General features: G+C 31.7%; 25 protein-coding genes. 24 read left to right on the top strand and 1 reads right to left on the bottom strand.

Annotated features, from left to right (window positions below; translation table 11 throughout):
• The 17 genes from secY (at position 1) to rpsI (ending at position 10,822) form a co-directional block, all read left to right on the top strand.
• Entirely contained in the window at positions 1 to 1,278 is a 1,278-nt protein-coding gene (gene secY, locus KVH43_RS06495; protein ID WP_218284015.1) for a preprotein translocase subunit SecY, read from the top strand.
• Positions 1,279 to 1,338: 60 nt separating this feature from the next.
• Positions 1,339 to 1,983, top strand: a complete 645-nt coding sequence (locus tag KVH43_RS06500) for an adenylate kinase (RefSeq protein ID WP_218284016.1) — start codon at positions 1,339 to 1,341, stop codon at positions 1,981 to 1,983.
• A gap of 4 nt (positions 1,984 to 1,987) precedes the next feature.
• Positions 1,988 to 2,734: a type I methionyl aminopeptidase gene (map, locus tag KVH43_RS06505; RefSeq protein ID WP_218284017.1), complete on the top strand. Its 747-nt coding sequence runs from the start codon at positions 1,988 to 1,990 to the stop codon at positions 2,732 to 2,734.
• A gap of 18 nt (positions 2,735 to 2,752) precedes the next feature.
• A complete protein-coding gene (locus KVH43_RS06510) occupies positions 2,753 to 3,031 on the top strand; it encodes a KOW domain-containing RNA-binding protein (RefSeq protein WP_338028365.1) in 279 nt (92 codons plus the stop codon).
• 27 nt (positions 3,032 to 3,058) lie between these two features.
• Positions 3,059 to 3,283, top strand: a complete 225-nt coding sequence (gene infA, locus KVH43_RS06515; RefSeq protein ID WP_218284019.1) for a translation initiation factor IF-1 — start codon at positions 3,059 to 3,061, stop codon at positions 3,281 to 3,283.
• A gap of 16 nt (positions 3,284 to 3,299) precedes the next feature.
• Positions 3,300 to 3,413 (top strand): 50S ribosomal protein L36, encoded by a 114-nt coding sequence (rpmJ, locus tag KVH43_RS06520; RefSeq protein ID WP_029267374.1) that lies wholly within the window; start codon positions 3,300 to 3,302, stop codon positions 3,411 to 3,413.
• A 165-nt stretch (positions 3,414 to 3,578) separates the two neighbouring features.
• A complete protein-coding gene (gene rpsM / locus KVH43_RS06525; protein ID WP_218284020.1) occupies positions 3,579 to 3,950 on the top strand; it encodes a 30S ribosomal protein S13 in 372 nt (123 codons plus the stop codon).
• A 19-nt stretch (positions 3,951 to 3,969) separates the two neighbouring features.
• Positions 3,970 to 4,368, top strand: coding sequence for a 30S ribosomal protein S11 (gene rpsK, locus KVH43_RS06530; RefSeq protein ID WP_218284021.1), 399 nt, complete (start codon positions 3,970 to 3,972; stop codon positions 4,366 to 4,368).
• 24 nt (positions 4,369 to 4,392) lie between these two features.
• Entirely contained in the window at positions 4,393 to 5,013 is a 621-nt protein-coding gene (gene rpsD / locus KVH43_RS06535; protein WP_218284022.1) for a 30S ribosomal protein S4, read from the top strand.
• A gap of 63 nt (positions 5,014 to 5,076) precedes the next feature.
• Positions 5,077 to 6,024, top strand: coding sequence for a DNA-directed RNA polymerase subunit alpha (locus tag KVH43_RS06540; protein WP_218284023.1), 948 nt, complete (start codon positions 5,077 to 5,079; stop codon positions 6,022 to 6,024).
• A 24-nt stretch (positions 6,025 to 6,048) separates the two neighbouring features.
• On the top strand, positions 6,049 to 6,390 hold the full coding sequence (rplQ, locus tag KVH43_RS06545) for a 50S ribosomal protein L17 (protein WP_218284024.1): 342 nt from the start codon (positions 6,049 to 6,051) through the stop codon (positions 6,388 to 6,390).
• A gap of 144 nt (positions 6,391 to 6,534) precedes the next feature.
• Positions 6,535 to 7,371 (top strand): energy-coupling factor transporter ATPase, encoded by an 837-nt coding sequence (locus KVH43_RS06550; RefSeq protein ID WP_338028366.1) that lies wholly within the window; start codon positions 6,535 to 6,537, stop codon positions 7,369 to 7,371.
• Positions 7,359 to 8,210 carry an energy-coupling factor transporter ATPase gene (locus KVH43_RS06555; protein ID WP_218284026.1) on the top strand — a complete coding sequence of 284 codons (852 nt, stop codon included), beginning with the start codon at positions 7,359 to 7,361 and terminating at the stop codon, positions 8,208 to 8,210. Before KVH43_RS06550 ends, KVH43_RS06555 begins: the two co-directional genes overlap by 13 nt.
• Before the next feature lie 5 nt (positions 8,211 to 8,215).
• Positions 8,216 to 9,013 (top strand): energy-coupling factor transporter transmembrane component T family protein, encoded by a 798-nt coding sequence (locus KVH43_RS06560; RefSeq protein WP_218284027.1) that lies wholly within the window; start codon positions 8,216 to 8,218, stop codon positions 9,011 to 9,013.
• A gap of 89 nt (positions 9,014 to 9,102) precedes the next feature.
• Entirely contained in the window at positions 9,103 to 9,855 is a 753-nt protein-coding gene (truA, locus tag KVH43_RS06565) for a tRNA pseudouridine(38-40) synthase TruA (RefSeq protein WP_218284028.1), read from the top strand.
• 120 nt (positions 9,856 to 9,975) lie between these two features.
• The gene (gene rplM / locus KVH43_RS06570) at positions 9,976 to 10,404 is read left to right on the top strand and encodes a 50S ribosomal protein L13 (RefSeq protein ID WP_218281769.1); all 429 of its coding nucleotides are present in this window, start codon (positions 9,976 to 9,978) and stop codon (positions 10,402 to 10,404) included.
• 25 nt (positions 10,405 to 10,429) lie between these two features.
• Positions 10,430 to 10,822, top strand: a complete 393-nt coding sequence (gene rpsI / locus KVH43_RS06575; RefSeq protein ID WP_218281770.1) for a 30S ribosomal protein S9 — start codon at positions 10,430 to 10,432, stop codon at positions 10,820 to 10,822.
• Between the two features lie 116 nt (positions 10,823 to 10,938).
• Here rpsI and KVH43_RS13430 read toward each other — a convergent pair whose 3' ends face one another.
• Entirely contained in the window at positions 10,939 to 11,040 is a 102-nt protein-coding gene (locus tag KVH43_RS13430) for an IS3 family transposase (RefSeq protein WP_218284097.1), read from the bottom strand.
• 18 nt (positions 11,041 to 11,058) lie between these two features.
• Between KVH43_RS13430 and KVH43_RS06585 the strand changes: the two genes are divergently transcribed.
• The 7 genes from KVH43_RS06585 to KVH43_RS06615 all read left to right on the top strand — a co-directional run bounded on the left by KVH43_RS06585 (position 11,059) and on the right by KVH43_RS06615 (position 16,027).
• Positions 11,059 to 11,325, top strand: coding sequence for a hypothetical protein (locus KVH43_RS06585; protein WP_218281771.1), 267 nt, complete (start codon positions 11,059 to 11,061; stop codon positions 11,323 to 11,325).
• 225 nt (positions 11,326 to 11,550) lie between these two features.
• Positions 11,551 to 12,501 (top strand): Rpn family recombination-promoting nuclease/putative transposase, encoded by a 951-nt coding sequence (locus tag KVH43_RS06590; protein ID WP_218281772.1) that lies wholly within the window; start codon positions 11,551 to 11,553, stop codon positions 12,499 to 12,501.
• A 2-nt stretch (positions 12,502 to 12,503) separates the two neighbouring features.
• Positions 12,504 to 12,707: a hypothetical protein gene (locus KVH43_RS06595; protein ID WP_218281773.1), complete on the top strand. Its 204-nt coding sequence runs from the start codon at positions 12,504 to 12,506 to the stop codon at positions 12,705 to 12,707.
• Between the two features lie 111 nt (positions 12,708 to 12,818).
• Positions 12,819 to 13,994 (top strand): AI-2E family transporter, encoded by a 1,176-nt coding sequence (locus KVH43_RS06600; protein ID WP_218281774.1) that lies wholly within the window; start codon positions 12,819 to 12,821, stop codon positions 13,992 to 13,994.
• A gap of 65 nt (positions 13,995 to 14,059) precedes the next feature.
• On the top strand, positions 14,060 to 14,389 hold the full coding sequence (locus KVH43_RS06605) for a MazG-like family protein (RefSeq protein ID WP_218281775.1): 330 nt from the start codon (positions 14,060 to 14,062) through the stop codon (positions 14,387 to 14,389).
• Positions 14,390 to 14,487: 98 nt separating this feature from the next.
• Positions 14,488 to 15,207, top strand: coding sequence for an N-acetylmuramoyl-L-alanine amidase CwlD (cwlD, locus tag KVH43_RS06610; RefSeq protein ID WP_218281776.1), 720 nt, complete (start codon positions 14,488 to 14,490; stop codon positions 15,205 to 15,207).
• A 574-nt stretch (positions 15,208 to 15,781) separates the two neighbouring features.
• Positions 15,782 to 16,027 (top strand): (2Fe-2S) ferredoxin domain-containing protein, encoded by a 246-nt coding sequence (locus KVH43_RS06615; RefSeq protein ID WP_218281777.1) that lies wholly within the window; start codon positions 15,782 to 15,784, stop codon positions 16,025 to 16,027.

Below are 16,027 nucleotides of genomic sequence, written 5' to 3' on the forward strand. Positions count from 1 at the left end.
GTGCTATCTACCCTAAGAAATGCTTGGAAAATTCCCGATTTAAGAAAGAGAATGCTCTATACGTTGATGATGATGGTAGTATTTAGACTAGGCTCATGTATTCCTGTTCCAGGGATAAACAGAGAGATATTAGCTCAATTATTTAAGCAAGGAGAAAATGGTATCTTTGGTTTATTCAACCTATTTTCAGGAGGAGCCTTTGGGAAGTTTACAATATTTGCTCTAAGTATTACACCATACATTACTTCATCAATTATTATGCAGCTTTTAACTATTGCTATACCTAGTCTAGAAGCTCTTGCTCGAGAAGGAGAAGAAGGAAGAAAAAAGATAGCACAGTACACAAGATATGGAACGGTTGTATTGGCTTTAATTCAAGCTACAGGTGTAAGTGTTGGTCTATTCCGTCAAGCACTTATTGCAAGTGATTTTTGGTCAATAACTGTTGTAGTGCTTACATTAACAGCAGGAACAGCCTTCTTAATGTGGCTAGGTGAACAAATTACTGAAAAAGGAATAGGAAATGGTATTTCTCTAATTATATTTACAGGGATCATTTCTAGACTTCCTTTAGGTGTAGCACAAACAATTGAGAAATTAAAAATTGGAGAAGTTTCCATCATTTCTTTATTAACATTTATGGTAATAGCAGTGCTTGTAATAGCAGGTGTCGTAGCAATACAACAAGGTACAAGAAAAATTCCTGTGCAATATGCAAAAAGAGTAGTTGGAAGAAAAATGTATGGGGGACATAGCACACATATTCCACTTAAAGTGAATCAAGCAGGTGTTATTCCTGTAATCTTTGCTATTTCACTACTTCAATTCCCATTAACATTAACATATTTCTTTCAAGGTGGAGCATTTTCAAGCTTTGTACAGAAGTGGCTATCACCAGCAGGAAATCCTGGAGTTTGGATTTACTCTATTTTGTATATGATTCTAGTTATATTCTTTACTTACTTCTATACAGCAGTTACTTTTAATCCAGTAGAAGTTGCAGATAATATGAAAAAGCATGGTGGATTTATTCCAGGAATTCGTCCAGGAAAACCGACTTCTGAGTATTTAGGTAGAGTATTAAATAGAATCACATTAGCAGGTGCTATATTCCTTGCAATCATTGCAGTAATGCCTACGATTATACTGCAATTTACAAATATGCAATTTAGATTTGGTGGAACCTCTCTGTTGATTGTAGTAGGGGTTGCATTAGAGACAATGAAGCAAGTAGAAGCACAGATGATGATGAGACATTACCAAGGCTTCTTAAAATAGATAGGGAATCATGGGGGCTTCCCCATGTGTACCTTCATCAAAATCCGGGAGATGATATTAATGAGATTAGTCTTATTAGGGCCTCCAGGGGCAGGAAAAGGAACACAAGCTTCAGGAATTGTTGAAAAGTTTAATATACCTCATATATCAACTGGAGATATATTCAGAAAAAATATAAAAGAGGGAACGGAATTAGGAAAGAAAGCAAAGGCATATATTGATCAAGGACTTTTAGTTCCGGATGAATTAGTTATAGCCATTGTAGAAGATAGACTTCAACAAGAAGATTGTAAGAATGGTTTCTTGCTTGACGGATTTCCTAGAACAGTAAAGCAAGCTGAAGAATTAGATAAAGTCCTTTCAAAAATGGATACATCGCTAGATAAAGTAATCAATGTAGATGTGGATAAAAGTATACTAGTAGAAAGAGCTGTCGGAAGAAGAATTTGTAAAAGTTGTGGAGCAACATTCCATGTGAAGTTCAATCCTCCTAAAGTGGATGGTGTATGCGATAAATGTGGAAATGAATTATATCAAAGAGCAGATGATACGGAAGAAACAGTCTCTAAAAGGATTGAAGTATATCTTAATGAAACAAAACCTCTAATTGATTATTATGAAGATAAAAAAATTCTAGCAACAATAGATGGACAACAAGAAATAAGCAAAGTATTTGATGATATTGTAGCTGCTTTAGGAGCGTAGTAAAATGATTATCTTAAAGTCGAGCAAAGAGATTGAATATATGAGAGATGCAGGAAAAATTGTTGCTTATGCCCATGAAGCAGTACGTAATGCTATAAAGCCTGGTATTACTACAAAAGAATTAGATGAAATTGCAGAAAAAGAAATAAGAAAGCATGGTGCTATACCAGCTTTTAAGGGCTTATATGGATTTCCTGCAAGCATTTGTGCTTCAATAAATGAGGAAGTTGTTCACGGAATACCTGGATTAAGAATATTAAAAGATGGCGATATTATAAGTGTGGACATTGGAGCTAAACTTAAAGGATATAATGGTGATTCTGCGAAAACTCACCCAGTAGGAAATGTGAGTGTTCAAACGAAAAAGCTCATAGAAGTGACCAAACAAAGCTTTTATGAAGGATTAAAATTTTGTAGAGAAGGGTATCGGTTATCTGATATTTCTCATGCAGTACAAAATTATGTAGAGAGCAATGGTTTTTCTGTTGTTCGAGATTTTGTAGGTCATGGAATAGGGCAGGAAATGCATGAGGATCCACAAATTCCTAATTTTGGACCTCCAGGAAAGGGTCCAAGACTGAAGGCTGGAATGGCTTTAGCAATAGAACCAATGGTTAATATGGGAACTTACAAAGTAAGAGTTCTTAGTGATGATTGGACTGTTGTTACGCTAGATGGAAAGCTTTCAGCTCATTATGAACATACAATCGTCATCACAAAAGATGATCCAATTATTTTAACAAGCCTTTAAGCGTAAGAGGTGAAAAAAGTGAATACGACTCATGAAATTACAGTTGGTCAAATAGTTAAGTCGAAAGCTGGAAGAGATAAAGATAGAGCATTTATTGTGATCGGTATTGTCGATGAACAATATGTTCTAATAGCTGATGGAGACTTAAGAAAAATTGATAAAGCAAAGAAAAAAAAGGTGAAGCACTTACAAAAATATAATATAATCAGTAATGAAGTAAAAAAAAGAATAGAAAATGATGAAAAAATAAGTAATTTATTTTTGAGACGTGAACTGGAAAAACTGGGTCTTAGTTAACCTAGGAATAGGAGGGTTAATTTCCTAATGGCAAAGAATGATGTGATAGAGGTTCAAGGCACAGTTGTGGAGGCTTTGCCTAATGCCATGTTTAAAGTTAAATTGGACAATGGACACGAAATACTAGCACATATTTCTGGTAAGCTTCGCATGAACTTTATCAGAATATTACCTGGTGATACAGTTACAATTGAATTGTCCCCTTATGATCTAACTAGAGGGAGAATTACTTGGCGAGGCAAAGGCAAGTGATTAAGGAGGGATAACAGTGAAAGTTAGAGCATCCGTTAAACCTATATGTGAAAAGTGTAAAATTATAAAAAGAAAAGGCAAAGTAATGGTTATTTGCGAAAATCCTAAGCATAAACAAAAGCAAGGTTAATATTTTTGCTAGTATCGTGTAAATTCGTTTCACGTAATCTCATGATATAAATATTAGTATATGAGTGTGCGGCTGCTTTTAATCTAAATTTAGATTAAAATCTTATAACTAATATTGTATATAAAAAGCTTTTTACAGAGTACAGATTCAGGAGGTGTAAAAATAATGGCAAGAATCGCTGGTGTGGACTTACCAAGAGAAAAAAGAGTAGAAATTGGTTTAACATATATCTACGGTATAGGTAGAAAAACATCTAATAATATACTAGACAAAGCAGGAATTAATCCTGATACTAGAGTAAGAGATCTTACTGAAGAGGAAGTAGGTAAGTTAAGACAAATTATAGATAATGAATATCAAGTTGAAGGTGATCTTCGTAGAGAGATTGCTTTAAACATTAAAAGATTAAAAGAAATTGGTTGTTATAGAGGAATACGTCATAGAAGAGGTCTTCCAGTAAGAGGTCAAAAAACAAAAACAAATGCAAGAACTAGAAAAGGACCTAAGAAAACAGTTGGACGTAAGAAAAAGAAATAGTTAAAGGAGGGTAAATGGCATGGTAGCTAAAAAAGCAGCGAAAACTCGTAGAAAAAGACGCGAGCGTAAAAATATAGAACGTGGTCAAGCACATATTCAATCAACTTTCAACAATACGATTGTTACGCTTACTGATTTACAAGGAAACGCACTATCATGGGCTAGTGCAGGTGGATTAGGCTTTAAAGGTTCAAGAAAATCTACTCCATTTGCAGCACAAATGGCAGCAGAAGCTGCAGCTAAAACTGCTATGGAACATGGACTAAAAACAGTAGAAGTATATGTAAAAGGACCAGGAGCTGGAAGAGAAGCTGCAATTAGAGCACTTCAAACAGCTGGACTTGAAATAAGCTTAATTAAAGATGTTACTCCAATACCACATAATGGATGTAGACCACCAAAACGTAGAAGAGTTTAATAAGGATTAGGAGGTGTAAGAATAATGGCAAGATATACAGGACCATCTTGTAGACTTTGTCGTAGAGAAGGACAAAAGCTATATTTAAAAGGTGAAAGATGTTATTCAGATAAATGTGCAGTAAGTAGAAGAGCATATGCTCCAGGACAACATGGACAAGGAAGAAAGAAATTATCCAACTATGGTTTACAATTAAGAGAAAAGCAAAAAGCTAAGAGATACTATGGGTTATTAGAAACTCAATTCAGAACTTATTTTGAAAAAGCTGAAAAAATGCAAGGTATCACTGGTGAAAACTTACTATCAATCCTTGAAACTAGACTTGATAATGTTGTATATAGAATGGGATTTGCAGCATCAAGAAAAGAAGCAAGACAATTAGTAAGACATGGGCACTTTACAGTAAACGGTAAGAAAGTAGATATTCCTTCTTTCTTAGTTTCTGTTGGTGATGTTATCAAAGTAAGAGAAAAGAGTGCAAAATCTCCTAAGTTTAAAGCAATGACTGAAGCTGCAACAAATGTACCAAAATGGGTAGAAGTAAATGCTGAAAGCTTAGAGGGGAAAGTAGTTTCTCTTCCAACTAGAGAAGATATTGATATTCCAATAGCTGAACACTTAATTGTCGAGTTATATTCAAGATAATAAGTACTAGAATCAGTTACCCTCATAGTGTATAGATAAAAAGGAATAAGGAGGGTTAAAATTATGATTGAGATAGAAAAGCCAAAAATTGAGTGTGTAGAACTAAGTGAAGACAATACGTATGGGAAGTTTGTTGTTGAACCTTTAGAGAGAGGTTATGGGATTACATTAGGAAATAGCCTAAGAAGAATATTGTTATCATCTCTTCCTGGTGTTGCAGTTACATCTGTTAAGGTTGAGGGCGTACTTCACGAATTTTCTACAGTTCCAGGAGTAAAAGAAGATCTTACAGAAATCATCTTAAATCTAAAAGAATTATCTGCAAAAATTCATTCTAATGAACCAAAGGTTGCGAGAATTGAAGCTCAAGGCCCAGGAGTGGTAACTGCAGGTGATATTATTGCAGATGCAGATGTGGAAATATTAAATTCTGATCTTCATATTGCAACTTTAGAAGATGATGCAAAATTAGTGATGGAAATATCACTTTCTAAGGGTAGAGGATATGTTCCAGCAGAGAATAATAAGACACTAGGAATGCCTATAGGTGTGATCCCTGTTGATTCTATCTATACTCCTGTTAGAAAAGTTAGTTATCACGTGGAAAATACAAGAGTTGGGCAAGTTACAGATTATGACAAGCTTACTCTAGAAATATGGACGGATGGTAGTATAAAACCAGATGAAGGTGTTTCTTTAGGTGCTAAAATCATGAATGATCACTTAAGATTATTCATTGATTTAACAGATCACGTAGATAATGTGGAGATTATGGTAGAAAAAGAAGAAGACAAGAAAGAAAAAGTAATGGAAATGACCATTGAAGAGCTTGAACTTTCGGTAAGATCATATAACTGTCTAAAAAGAGCTGGAATTAATACAGTAGAAGAGCTTACTCAAAAATCAGAAGAAGATATGATGAAGGTAAGAAATCTAGGTAAGAAATCCCTTGAAGAAGTACAGCACAAACTACAGGAACTTGGTTTGAGCTTAAAACCTAGTGAAGAATAGTATAGGTCGAAGGAGGGAAAAGACATGGCAGGACATCGTAAATTAGGCCGTCCAACAGGTCATAGAAAGCTAATGCTAAGAAATCTTGTTACAAGCCTGTTAAAAGAAGGACGTATCAAAACTACTGAAACAAGAGCAAAAGAAACGCGTAAGCTTGCAGAAAAGATGATTACTCTTGGAAAAAGAGGAGATTTACATGCAAGACGTCAAGCACTTGCTTTCATATTAGATGAAACAGTAGTAAAAAAGGTATTTGATGAATTAGCTCCAAAGTATCAAGATAGAAATGGTGGATATACAAGAATATTAAAGCTAGGACCTCGTAGAGGGGACGCTGCTGAAATGGTTATTATAGAATTAGTATAAGAAAGTAAGGGATTAAGTGAATAACTTAGTCCCTTTTATTTTTATATTTGTAAACATTTGTTGATAAAAAGGGAACAATCTATTGGTATTCTACAAAATAAGAGGTATAATATATAGGAATAATGTATGAATGAGGTTGATTCAATGAAAAATATTATAAAAATACATGATTTAGTTTATGAATACAGAAAAGATGAAGAAGAAAAGGTTCAGGCACTAAAAAAAGTTTCATTAAATGTAAAAAAAGGTGAATTTTTAGTAGTTATTGGACATAATGGTTCTGGGAAGTCAACGATGGCAAAACATATGAATGCCTTACTTCTTCCAAGTGGTGGTAAGGTTTATGTAAAAGGATTAGATACATTAGAGGAAAAAAATACTTGGGAGATACGACAAACTGCAGGAATGGTATTTCAAAATCCTGATAATCAGATTGTAGCAACTATTGTAGAAGAAGATGTGGCCTTTGGGCTTGAGAACTTAGGGATTGAGCCAGAAGAGATTCGAAAAAGAGTAGAAGAAGCATTAAAGACTGTAGATATGATAGAATTTAGAAAAAAAGGACCTCATTTATTATCAGGAGGACAAAAACAAAGAATTGCCATTGCTGGGGTTATTGCGATGAAACCCGAATGTATTATTTTTGATGAGCCTACGGCAATGCTTGATCCAGTGGGAAGAAAAGAGGTTATGGATACGATTTTAAAGCTGAATAAACAAGAAGGTATTACTATTGTTCATATTACTCACTTTATGGATGAAGCTGTAAATGCGGATCGGATTGTTGTAATGGAGGAAGGAAATATAGTCTTAGAAGGAACACCAAAAGAAGTATTTTCACAAGTAGATACCTTAAAAAAATTAGGATTAGATGTACCTCAGATAACGGAGCTTGCACATCAGCTTAAAAAAGAAGGCATGAATATTCCAACAAATATATTAACAATAGATGAGATGGTGAATTACTTATGTCAATTATAATTGAAAATTTAACGCATGTATATAATGCAAATAGTCCGTTTGAATCAACTGCACTCAACAATATAAATATAACAATTGAAAAGGGAGAATTTATAGGTCTTATTGGGCATACTGGTTCGGGGAAATCTACACTTACTCAGCATTTAAATGGTCTTCTTAAACCTACATCTGGGAAAATAATCATTAATGGATTTGATATTACTAAAAAAGATGTATCGTTAAAAGAAATAAGACGAAAAGTTGGTCTTGTATTTCAATATCCAGAGCATCAGCTTTTTGAAGAAACTGTTTATAAGGATGTAGCCTTTGGACCGAAAAATTTAGGACTTAATGATTCTGAAATAGAAAATAGAGTAAAAGAAGCTATTGAACTCGTTGGATTATCTTATAATGAAATAAAGGAGCGATCTCCTTTTGAACTTAGTGGAGGACAAAAAAGAAGAGTAGCTATAGCAGGCGTCATTGCTATGAAGCCAGAAATATTAATATTAGATGAACCTACTGCAGGTCTTGACCCTAAAGCTCGTGATGAAGTATTAAATCAAATAAAAGAGCTTCATAAAAAATATAAAATGACTATTATTTTAGTATCCCATAGCATGGAGGACATTGCAAGATTGGTAGATAGAATTATTGTAATGCATAAAGGAAATATAGCATTAACAGGAAAGCCTAGTGAGGTTTTTAAGAATGTAGAGCTTCTAAAAAGTATTGGACTTTTGGTACCTCAAATTACCTATCTGATGAAAAAATTGAGAGCTATGGGAATGTCAGTAAGAGAAGAAGTTTTTACGGTAGAAGATGCAAAAAATGAAATATTAAAAATGATAGGGAGATAGGCGAAATGTTAAGAGATATTACAATAGGACAATACTATCCAACAAACTCAGTCATACACCGATTAGATCCAAGAGTAAAAATTGTCTCAACATTTATATATATTGCTTCACTATTTATTGTGAAAGATTTTTTTGCATATAGTTATATATTGTTTTTTTTAGGAACAACCATTTTTTTATCAAAAGTACCTTTTAAATATATGCTAAAAGGTCTTAAACCATTGTTTTTAATAATTATTCTTACCTTTAGTATGAATATTTTTATGACAAAAGGAGAAATAATATATCAATTAGGCCCATTAGATATTACCTTAGAAGGTATCCATCAGGCCGTATTTATGGCTACAAGATTGATATTATTAATTGTTGGAACATCTATTTTAACTCTTACAACATCACCTATACAGCTTACAGATGGTATAGAAAAGCTCCTTAATCCATTTAAAAAAATTGGTGTGCCTGCTCATGAGCTTGCTATGATGATGACTATAGCTTTAAGATTTATACCTACACTTTTAGAAGAGACGGATAAGATTATGAAAGCGCAAATGGCAAGAGGAGCAGATTTTGAGAGTGGGAATATATTAAGTCGTGCAAAGAGTCTAGTCCCTTTATTAGTACCTCTTTTTATCAGTGCTTTTAGAAGAGCAGATGAACTAGCAATGGCAATGGAGGCAAGGTGCTATAGAGGTGGCGAAAACAGAACGAGAATGAGAGAGCTAATGCTTCATAAAAGAGATTTTGTAACTGGTATAGTTACAGCAATCCTATTAATAGCTGTAATTTTAGATCGTTTTATATAAAAAAGTATAAATTATTTATAAAATAGAACCTTGATCGTTTGAACGAACTAAGCAAATTTTAGAAAAGATCTATGATAAAGGTGAAGGATATGAAAAATGTAAAATTAATTATAGAATATGATGGTACAAATTTTAGTGGTTGGCAGATACAGCCAAATGCTAGAACTGTGCAGGAAGTGATTGAAAAATCACTAGAGAAAATAATGAAGAAGCCTGTAAAGATTAATGGTTCAGGTAGAACAGATGCAGGAGTTCATGCTTTAGGACAGGTAGCAAATTTTTGTGAGAAATTTAGCATTCCTGTTGAAAAAATTCCTTTAGCATTAAATGCCTTATTACCAAAGGAAATCTCAATTAAGAATGCGATAGAAGTTCCTAAAGACTTTCATGCTAGATATAATGCTGTTGGGAAAGAGTATATTTATAAAATCTATAATGGAGCGATAAGAAGTCCAATACTTCGAAATTATACATATTTTGTTCCTAAGCCTTTAAATATAGAAAAAATGAAAATGGCTTGTGATTATTTTGTTGGAGAACATGATTTTAAAGGCTTTATGGCATCTAAAAGTGGTGTAGTAGATACTATAAGAAATATTTATGCTTTACAGGTTTATAAAAAAGATGAAATATTAATTATTAAAGCAATAGGAAATGGGTTTTTATACAATATGGTAAGAATAATAGCAGGGACTTTAGTAGATGTAGGAATAGGTAAAATAAAAGTAGAAGATATTCCATATATTATAAAAAGTGGAAAAAGGGAAAAAGCAGGTCATACAGCACCACCTCAAGGATTATATCTATCAAAAGTTTTTTATCAACTGCCTATTATTCCTTGACACACACGGATACATGTAATATAATATTTGGGTAATGTGCATATTAAAAAAACCACTAGCCCCGGTTTTTTTAAATATAGACGCGATAGATTATGAAAAGAAGTGTTAGGAGGGAAACACATGAAATCATTCGTTGCTAAGCCACATGAAGTAGAAAGAAAGAGGTATGTAGTAGACGCTGAGGGAAAAAGATTAGGTCGCTTAGCTTCACAAATTGCAGCAATTCTAAGAGGAAAAAATAAACCAACATATACACCACACGTTGACACAGGAGATTATGTAATTGTGATCAATGCAGAAAAGGTTGAAGTAACTGGAAAGAAAATGGATCAAAAGATGTACAGACATCATACAGGTTATGTAGGTCATATGAAAGAAATGACTTATAAGCAAATGCTACAAAAGCATCCTGAAAGAATTATTGAATTCGCAGTAAAGGGTATGCTTCCAAAAAACAGCTTAGGAAGAAAAATGTTTAAGAAATTAAAAGTATACAGCGGTTCTGAGCATAATCATGAAGCTCAAAAGCCAGAAACTTTAGATATATAAGTTTGATGGGGAAGGAGGAAATATAATGGCGAAAGTACAATACTACGGAACAGGTAGAAGAAAAACTTCTATTGCTAGAGTTAGATTAGTTCCAGGAGAAGGAAAAATCACAATCAATGGAAGAGATATAGATCAATACTTTGATTATGAAACATTAAAAAGAGACGTTAGAATGCCTCTTGTACTTACTGAAACTGAAGGTAAGTTTGACGTTATAGCAAAGGTTCATGGTGGTGGATTCACAGGACAAGCTGGAGCGTTAAGACATGGTATTTCAAGAGCTTTATTAAAAGCTGAAGGAGAGCTTAGACCAATCCTTAAAAAAGCAGGTTTCTTAACAAGAGATCCAAGAATGAAGGAAAGAAAGAAATACGGATTGAAAAAAGCAAGACGTGCACCACAGTTCTCCAAGAGATAATATTTTATCAATTACCAAACAAGTTTGCTTGGAATTACAAAGTATGCTTGTTACGATATCAAAGCGTTGGGAGAATGAACTGATACATGTCAAGTAGACAGGTAATTTAATTAAAATTATACACATATGGGTGCTTGATTTCGATATTCCATCGGAGTCAAGCATCCTAATTTTTTTTGATATCTTCTGTTGTTGTAGAATTCGATAAATTCGATAATCTTTTTTTAGAGCTTCTAATGAAGAGAATTTCTGTAACCGTCAAATATTTTCTGCCTAGTAGTTTGTACCTTACTTATGGAAGAAAAAATATCAAAAAGAAAGATCATCAGGTATTTCATGCTGTCAACCTTAAAGAAAAAACTTCTAAAAACGTATCTACTACATCTACATCGTATCCAGCAAATAGTATTAAAATTGAGATAGGAAAAGCCAAAATATATATTCAAAATAATGACAAGGCTTCTCTATCATCCGTTTTGGAAGCGATTATGAGGACATGTTAAATATAGATATATAGATAAAATAGATATAGTATACTTAGCTTGTGGGACTACGGATCTTAGGAAAAGTATTGATGGATTAAGGTACCAAGCTTTATGAAATCGAAAAAAAGCTTAGAGAAGAGCATAGTGAAAAAGAAGATTACTATAATATATGTTATAAAACAAGACTTATGATGAATTATTTGTATGGTATAATAAATATATACCAAAGAAGATGGTGATTAGATGGGAAAAGATAGGAAACTATATAATGAACATGATTTAGGATATAAACATATACTTTCACATAAAAAGAATTTCATAGATTTTTTAAAAAGCTTTGTAAAAAAAGAATGGGTAGATATAATAGAAGAAGAAAATTTAATACTAATAGATAAAGAATTTATACAAGAAGATTTTAAAGAGGAAGAAGCAGATATAGTATATAAAGTGAATATAGATGGAAAAGATGTAATATTTTATGTATTATTAGAGCTACAATCGAGAGTAGATTTTAGAATGCCAATAAGGCTCTTGATGTATATGACAGAGATATGGAGAGATGAGCTTAAAAATACAGATGAAAATATCAAGAAGAGAAAAAATTATAGATTACCAGTAATAGTGCCGATAGTATTATACAATGGAAAGAATAAATGGACAGCAGTAAGAAGCTTTAAAGAAATATTAAATGGATATGAATTATTCGAAGAAAATGTTGTAAACTTTAAATATTTATTATTTGATGTAAATAGAATGGATAAGGAAGAATTATTTAATATAGCAAATGTAGTAAGTAGTGTATTTTTATTAGATCAAGATGTAGAAATAGAAGAAATAATAAAAAGACTTAAATTAATAGGAAGAATAATAAGAAGTAGTGCAACAAAGGAGCAGGAAAAATCGTTTAGAAGTTGGCTTTTAAATATATTTAAGAATAGATTTGAAGGAGAGAAAAGAGAGAATATATATAGATTACTGGTAGAAGTATCAGAAATGGAGGTGGATGATATGGTGAGCAATTTAGGAAGAAAGCTAGAAGAAGAATTTAATTATAGAGAAAAAAAGGGAATACAGCAAGGAAAGAAAGAAATGATAAGGAATTTATTACTATTAGGAGTAGATATTGAAAAAATTATAAAGGCATCAGAATTAAGTAAAGAAGATATAGAAAAAATAAAAAGAGAAATTAATTAAGTATGACAGGTGAGCTAATAAAAGAGCATGGATATGATGATGAGATTTGTATTGATGAAGAAGGAAAAGAGTATATATGCATTATTAGATTGCAAGATAACAATATTGATCCTAACTATTTAGGAGAAAGGCTAATTAAATGGACTATGATTTTAAAAGAATTTAAAGACTATTATAGAAACTTGTATAGTAATGAAATGATATAGAGATATGGGATATGAATTGGCAACTATCGAAAATGTTAATAAGAATTAAGGATTTACTAAAGAATGATACAATTATATATAATGATTGGTTGAGAAATGGAGAGGATGAGGGTGAAAGGCTGGTACCAAAAAAGAAAATTTGGGCATTATATGAATATACTTATAGTTGTGATTCTTTCTATTGTATTTTATAAGTTTATGGATAATATGAATGATTTATATTCCTCTGTTTCCACGAAAATAGGAAAAATTGTAAATGTATTAAAACCATTTATGGCATCTGTACTAATTGCATATATTTTAAACCCGATGGTGAAATGGTTTGAGCGCAATTTAGTAAACAAAGCTTTTAAGTTAAATAAAAAAACAAAATATAATAGATTAATTAGTACGGTTTTAGTATTTATTATATTGATATTGATTATAGTTCTTATCATTTCTTGGGTTGTTCCAAGAATTGCTATGAGCATTAAGGATTTGTTGAGTACCTTCCCGACATTTATTGAAGAGCATGAACAAAGACTTGTAGCTTGGATTGATAATTTATATAAACATGATGTGTATGATATAGAAGGAGAATTGCGAAAAAATATTAATGAGCTGTTCCATAAAGGTAGTCAAATATTTAAAGCTAGTTTAACTAATCTGATGCTTAGTATTATTGATATTACCTCAAGAACATTAAATATCCTTTTATCATTAGTAGTATCCTTTTATATTTTAATTGACAAGGATAAGTTATTAAAAGGTGCAGAAAGATTATTAAGAGCATTGCTTGAGGATAAATATGTAGATAATTTTAAGAAATTTTGTAAAGAAGCAGATAATACCTTTGTAAAGTTTGTAATAGGAAAATCTATTGATTCATTTATTATTGGAATAATAGCTTTAATAGTTCTATCTTTGATGAAAAGTCCATATACGTTGTTAATAGGAACAATTGTAATGGTTTCTAATATGATTCCATATTTTGGACCTTTTATTGGTGCTATTATAGGATTTATTTTTGTAGCTTTTGTTAGCATAAAAAAAGCATTGTGGGTACTTTTTTTCCTATTTTTATTACAGCAATTTGACGGGTTATATTTAGGTCCTAAAATTTTAGGAGATAAAATGGGTGTTAGCCCACTTTGGATTATATTCTCCATTGTTTTAGGAGGAAGCTTATTCGGTGTCATTGGTATGTTTTTAGGTGTTCCTGCTATATCGGTTATAATCATGGCGATAAGGAGATTTATAGATAGAAGATTGGAAGAAAAGAAAAATAAAACATTGATCTCAAAATAAGTAGATGATAATCTCTGCTTTATTTTTCCAATACTTGATCCTTTAGAAGGGGGAGAAATAAAATAATGGATAATTATACAGCTTTTAAGCAAATTAGTTTGCCAAAGTTAAATAATTTACAGCTAAGTCTTGAGTCTACTTGTTTAAAGCTAATGGAGGAAGCAGGAGAATTGGCACAGGCAATAGGAAAATTTAGAGGAATGAATGGTGAAAAAATACATCTAAAGGAGCAGGAAGTAGTGGAGATGATAAGTAAAGAGCTTTTAGATGTAGCACAGGTTGCTGTGTCTATGATGTTTGTACTTGAGGAAGAATATGGAATAAATATAAAGGAAAAGGTAGATGACCATATCAATAAGCTAGTAAAAAAAGGATATATTAAAATAGAAAAATAGTATTAGGTTATAAAGCAGAGTGAAAACTCTGTTTTTTTTCATATATTTTTTTCTATTGAATAAGATTAAATAGAAAAAAATAGGGAGGATTCAATAAGATGAGCATACTGATCATAAGGAAAAAGTGGTTTGCATTAGGATTTATGATTATTATTGCGATGCTTTTGATTTTTTGTATGAATCAAGCGTTAGAAATATTCAAAACAATCACTTTAAATAAAGTGATTATAATAGATGCAGGTCATGGAGGAATAGATGGAGGAGCTGTTGGGAAAAATGGTATTTTAGAGAGTCATATTAATCTTGAGATTGCACTAAAAGTAAGAAGATTATTAGAGCAGGATGGTGCTATTGTTCTTTTAACAAGAGATAAAGATGTTGGATTATATACTGATGATGGAAGCATCAGAAAGAAGAAAAATGAGGATTTAAGGAATAGAAAGAAGCTAAGAGACGAGAGCAATGCTGATATATTTGTTAGTATACATATGAACAGCTTTAGTGAGTCAAAATATTATGGTGCTCAAACCTTTTACCCTAAAAACTCAGAGGAAAGTAAAAGACTGGCAGAGCTTATTCAGGAAGAATTAATTAGAGTGCTTGATAATGGAAATAATAGAGTAGCAAAACAAAAAAGTGATGTATATTTGTTAAAGGAATGTAGTATACCAACTGTCTTAGTAGAATGTGGTTTTTTGTCTAATCCTATAGAGGAAAGACTGTTTCAGGATGGAAAATATCAAGAGCAGGTAGCATGGAGTATTTATATTGGTATCCTTAGATATTTTCACGAAGAAGGAAAAATGAATAATATGTAAAGCTTCTAAAAATTCAAATTTGCACGATAAAAACAAATAAAAATTATTGTGGATAAAATGTGAATAAACTTTCATAAAAAGTATAAACATGAGTAAAATCAATAGCTGTATATATATTAGTTTATCCACAGATTTATCCATAGCTCTTGTTTTTACTTTTTGTTTATATGTGGACAAGCATTAAAAAGATTATGAAGATATTCAAATATAGCCTATTAAGAGAGCGTATTTATTCACAACATTTATCCACATCTAAATAAATAACCTTTTGAAAAATTGTCCTAGGTAATACAAGAATATTGCCTCTCATATAATGAATTAGCAGGGAGGGGATAGCTTGAACAAAAGGATTCTTTGGATAGGGATATGTATTTTATGCATTATTATATTATTATATGTAGATAAGATTATTGAATAGCATAATATTTTATTTATGGATATATATGTATCCATAAAAATTTTATAAAATGTTGATAATTTTTTAACAAGGTAGTATACTGATGGTAACATTGAAAAACAAAAATTTAATATATATTTCCAATCAATTATTTATATAAAGATGGGAGTGGTAAGGGTGGTAACAATTCGTGTATGTATAGGGAGTGCCTGTCATTTGAAAGGAGCATATAATGTTATCCATAGGCTACAGGAAATTGTAGATGATAGAAATTTAGAGGATAAGGTAACTATTAAAGCTGATTTTTGTCTTGGAGAATGTACTAAGGCTGTTTCAGTAAAAGTAAATGATAGTGATATTATTTCAGTAGATGAAAATAATGTAGAAGCATTTTTTGAGGAATTTGTTCTTGGGAGGTTATAA

Source organism: Crassaminicella indica, from assembly GCF_019203185.1.
Classification (GTDB): Bacteria; Bacillota; Clostridia; order Peptostreptococcales; family Thermotaleaceae; genus Crassaminicella; species Crassaminicella indica.

Coding starts and splice junctions, on each gene's coding strand:
- KVH43_RS06550 (WP_338028366.1), top strand. CDS start 6,535: ATGAAAAATATTATAAAAATACATGATTTAGTTTATGAATACAGAAAA.
- KVH43_RS06560 (WP_218284027.1), top strand. CDS start 8,216: ATGTTAAGAGATATTACAATAGGACAATACTATCCAACAAACTCAGTC.
- cwlD (WP_218281776.1), top strand. CDS start 14,488: ATGAGCATACTGATCATAAGGAAAAAGTGGTTTGCATTAGGATTTATG.
- rplM (WP_218281769.1), top strand. CDS start 9,976: ATGAAATCATTCGTTGCTAAGCCACATGAAGTAGAAAGAAAGAGGTAT.
- KVH43_RS06590 (WP_218281772.1), top strand. CDS start 11,551: ATGGGAAAAGATAGGAAACTATATAATGAACATGATTTAGGATATAAA.
- KVH43_RS06540 (WP_218284023.1), top strand. CDS start 5,077: ATGATTGAGATAGAAAAGCCAAAAATTGAGTGTGTAGAACTAAGTGAA.
- KVH43_RS06595 (WP_218281773.1), top strand. CDS start 12,504: ATGACAGGTGAGCTAATAAAAGAGCATGGATATGATGATGAGATTTGT.
- rpsI (WP_218281770.1), top strand. CDS start 10,430: ATGGCGAAAGTACAATACTACGGAACAGGTAGAAGAAAAACTTCTATT.
- rplQ (WP_218284024.1), top strand. CDS start 6,049: ATGGCAGGACATCGTAAATTAGGCCGTCCAACAGGTCATAGAAAGCTA.
- KVH43_RS06500 (WP_218284016.1), top strand. CDS start 1,339: ATGAGATTAGTCTTATTAGGGCCTCCAGGGGCAGGAAAAGGAACACAA.
- map (WP_218284017.1), top strand. CDS start 1,988: ATGATTATCTTAAAGTCGAGCAAAGAGATTGAATATATGAGAGATGCA.
- KVH43_RS06585 (WP_218281771.1), top strand. CDS start 11,059: ATGAAGAGAATTTCTGTAACCGTCAAATATTTTCTGCCTAGTAGTTTG.
- KVH43_RS06605 (WP_218281775.1), top strand. CDS start 14,060: ATGGATAATTATACAGCTTTTAAGCAAATTAGTTTGCCAAAGTTAAAT.
- KVH43_RS06555 (WP_218284026.1), top strand. CDS start 7,359: ATGTCAATTATAATTGAAAATTTAACGCATGTATATAATGCAAATAGT.
- infA (WP_218284019.1), top strand. CDS start 3,059: ATGGCAAAGAATGATGTGATAGAGGTTCAAGGCACAGTTGTGGAGGCT.
- rpsD (WP_218284022.1), top strand. CDS start 4,393: ATGGCAAGATATACAGGACCATCTTGTAGACTTTGTCGTAGAGAAGGA.
- truA (WP_218284028.1), top strand. CDS start 9,103: ATGAAAAATGTAAAATTAATTATAGAATATGATGGTACAAATTTTAGT.
- rpsK (WP_218284021.1), top strand. CDS start 3,970: ATGGTAGCTAAAAAAGCAGCGAAAACTCGTAGAAAAAGACGCGAGCGT.
- rpsM (WP_218284020.1), top strand. CDS start 3,579: ATGGCAAGAATCGCTGGTGTGGACTTACCAAGAGAAAAAAGAGTAGAA.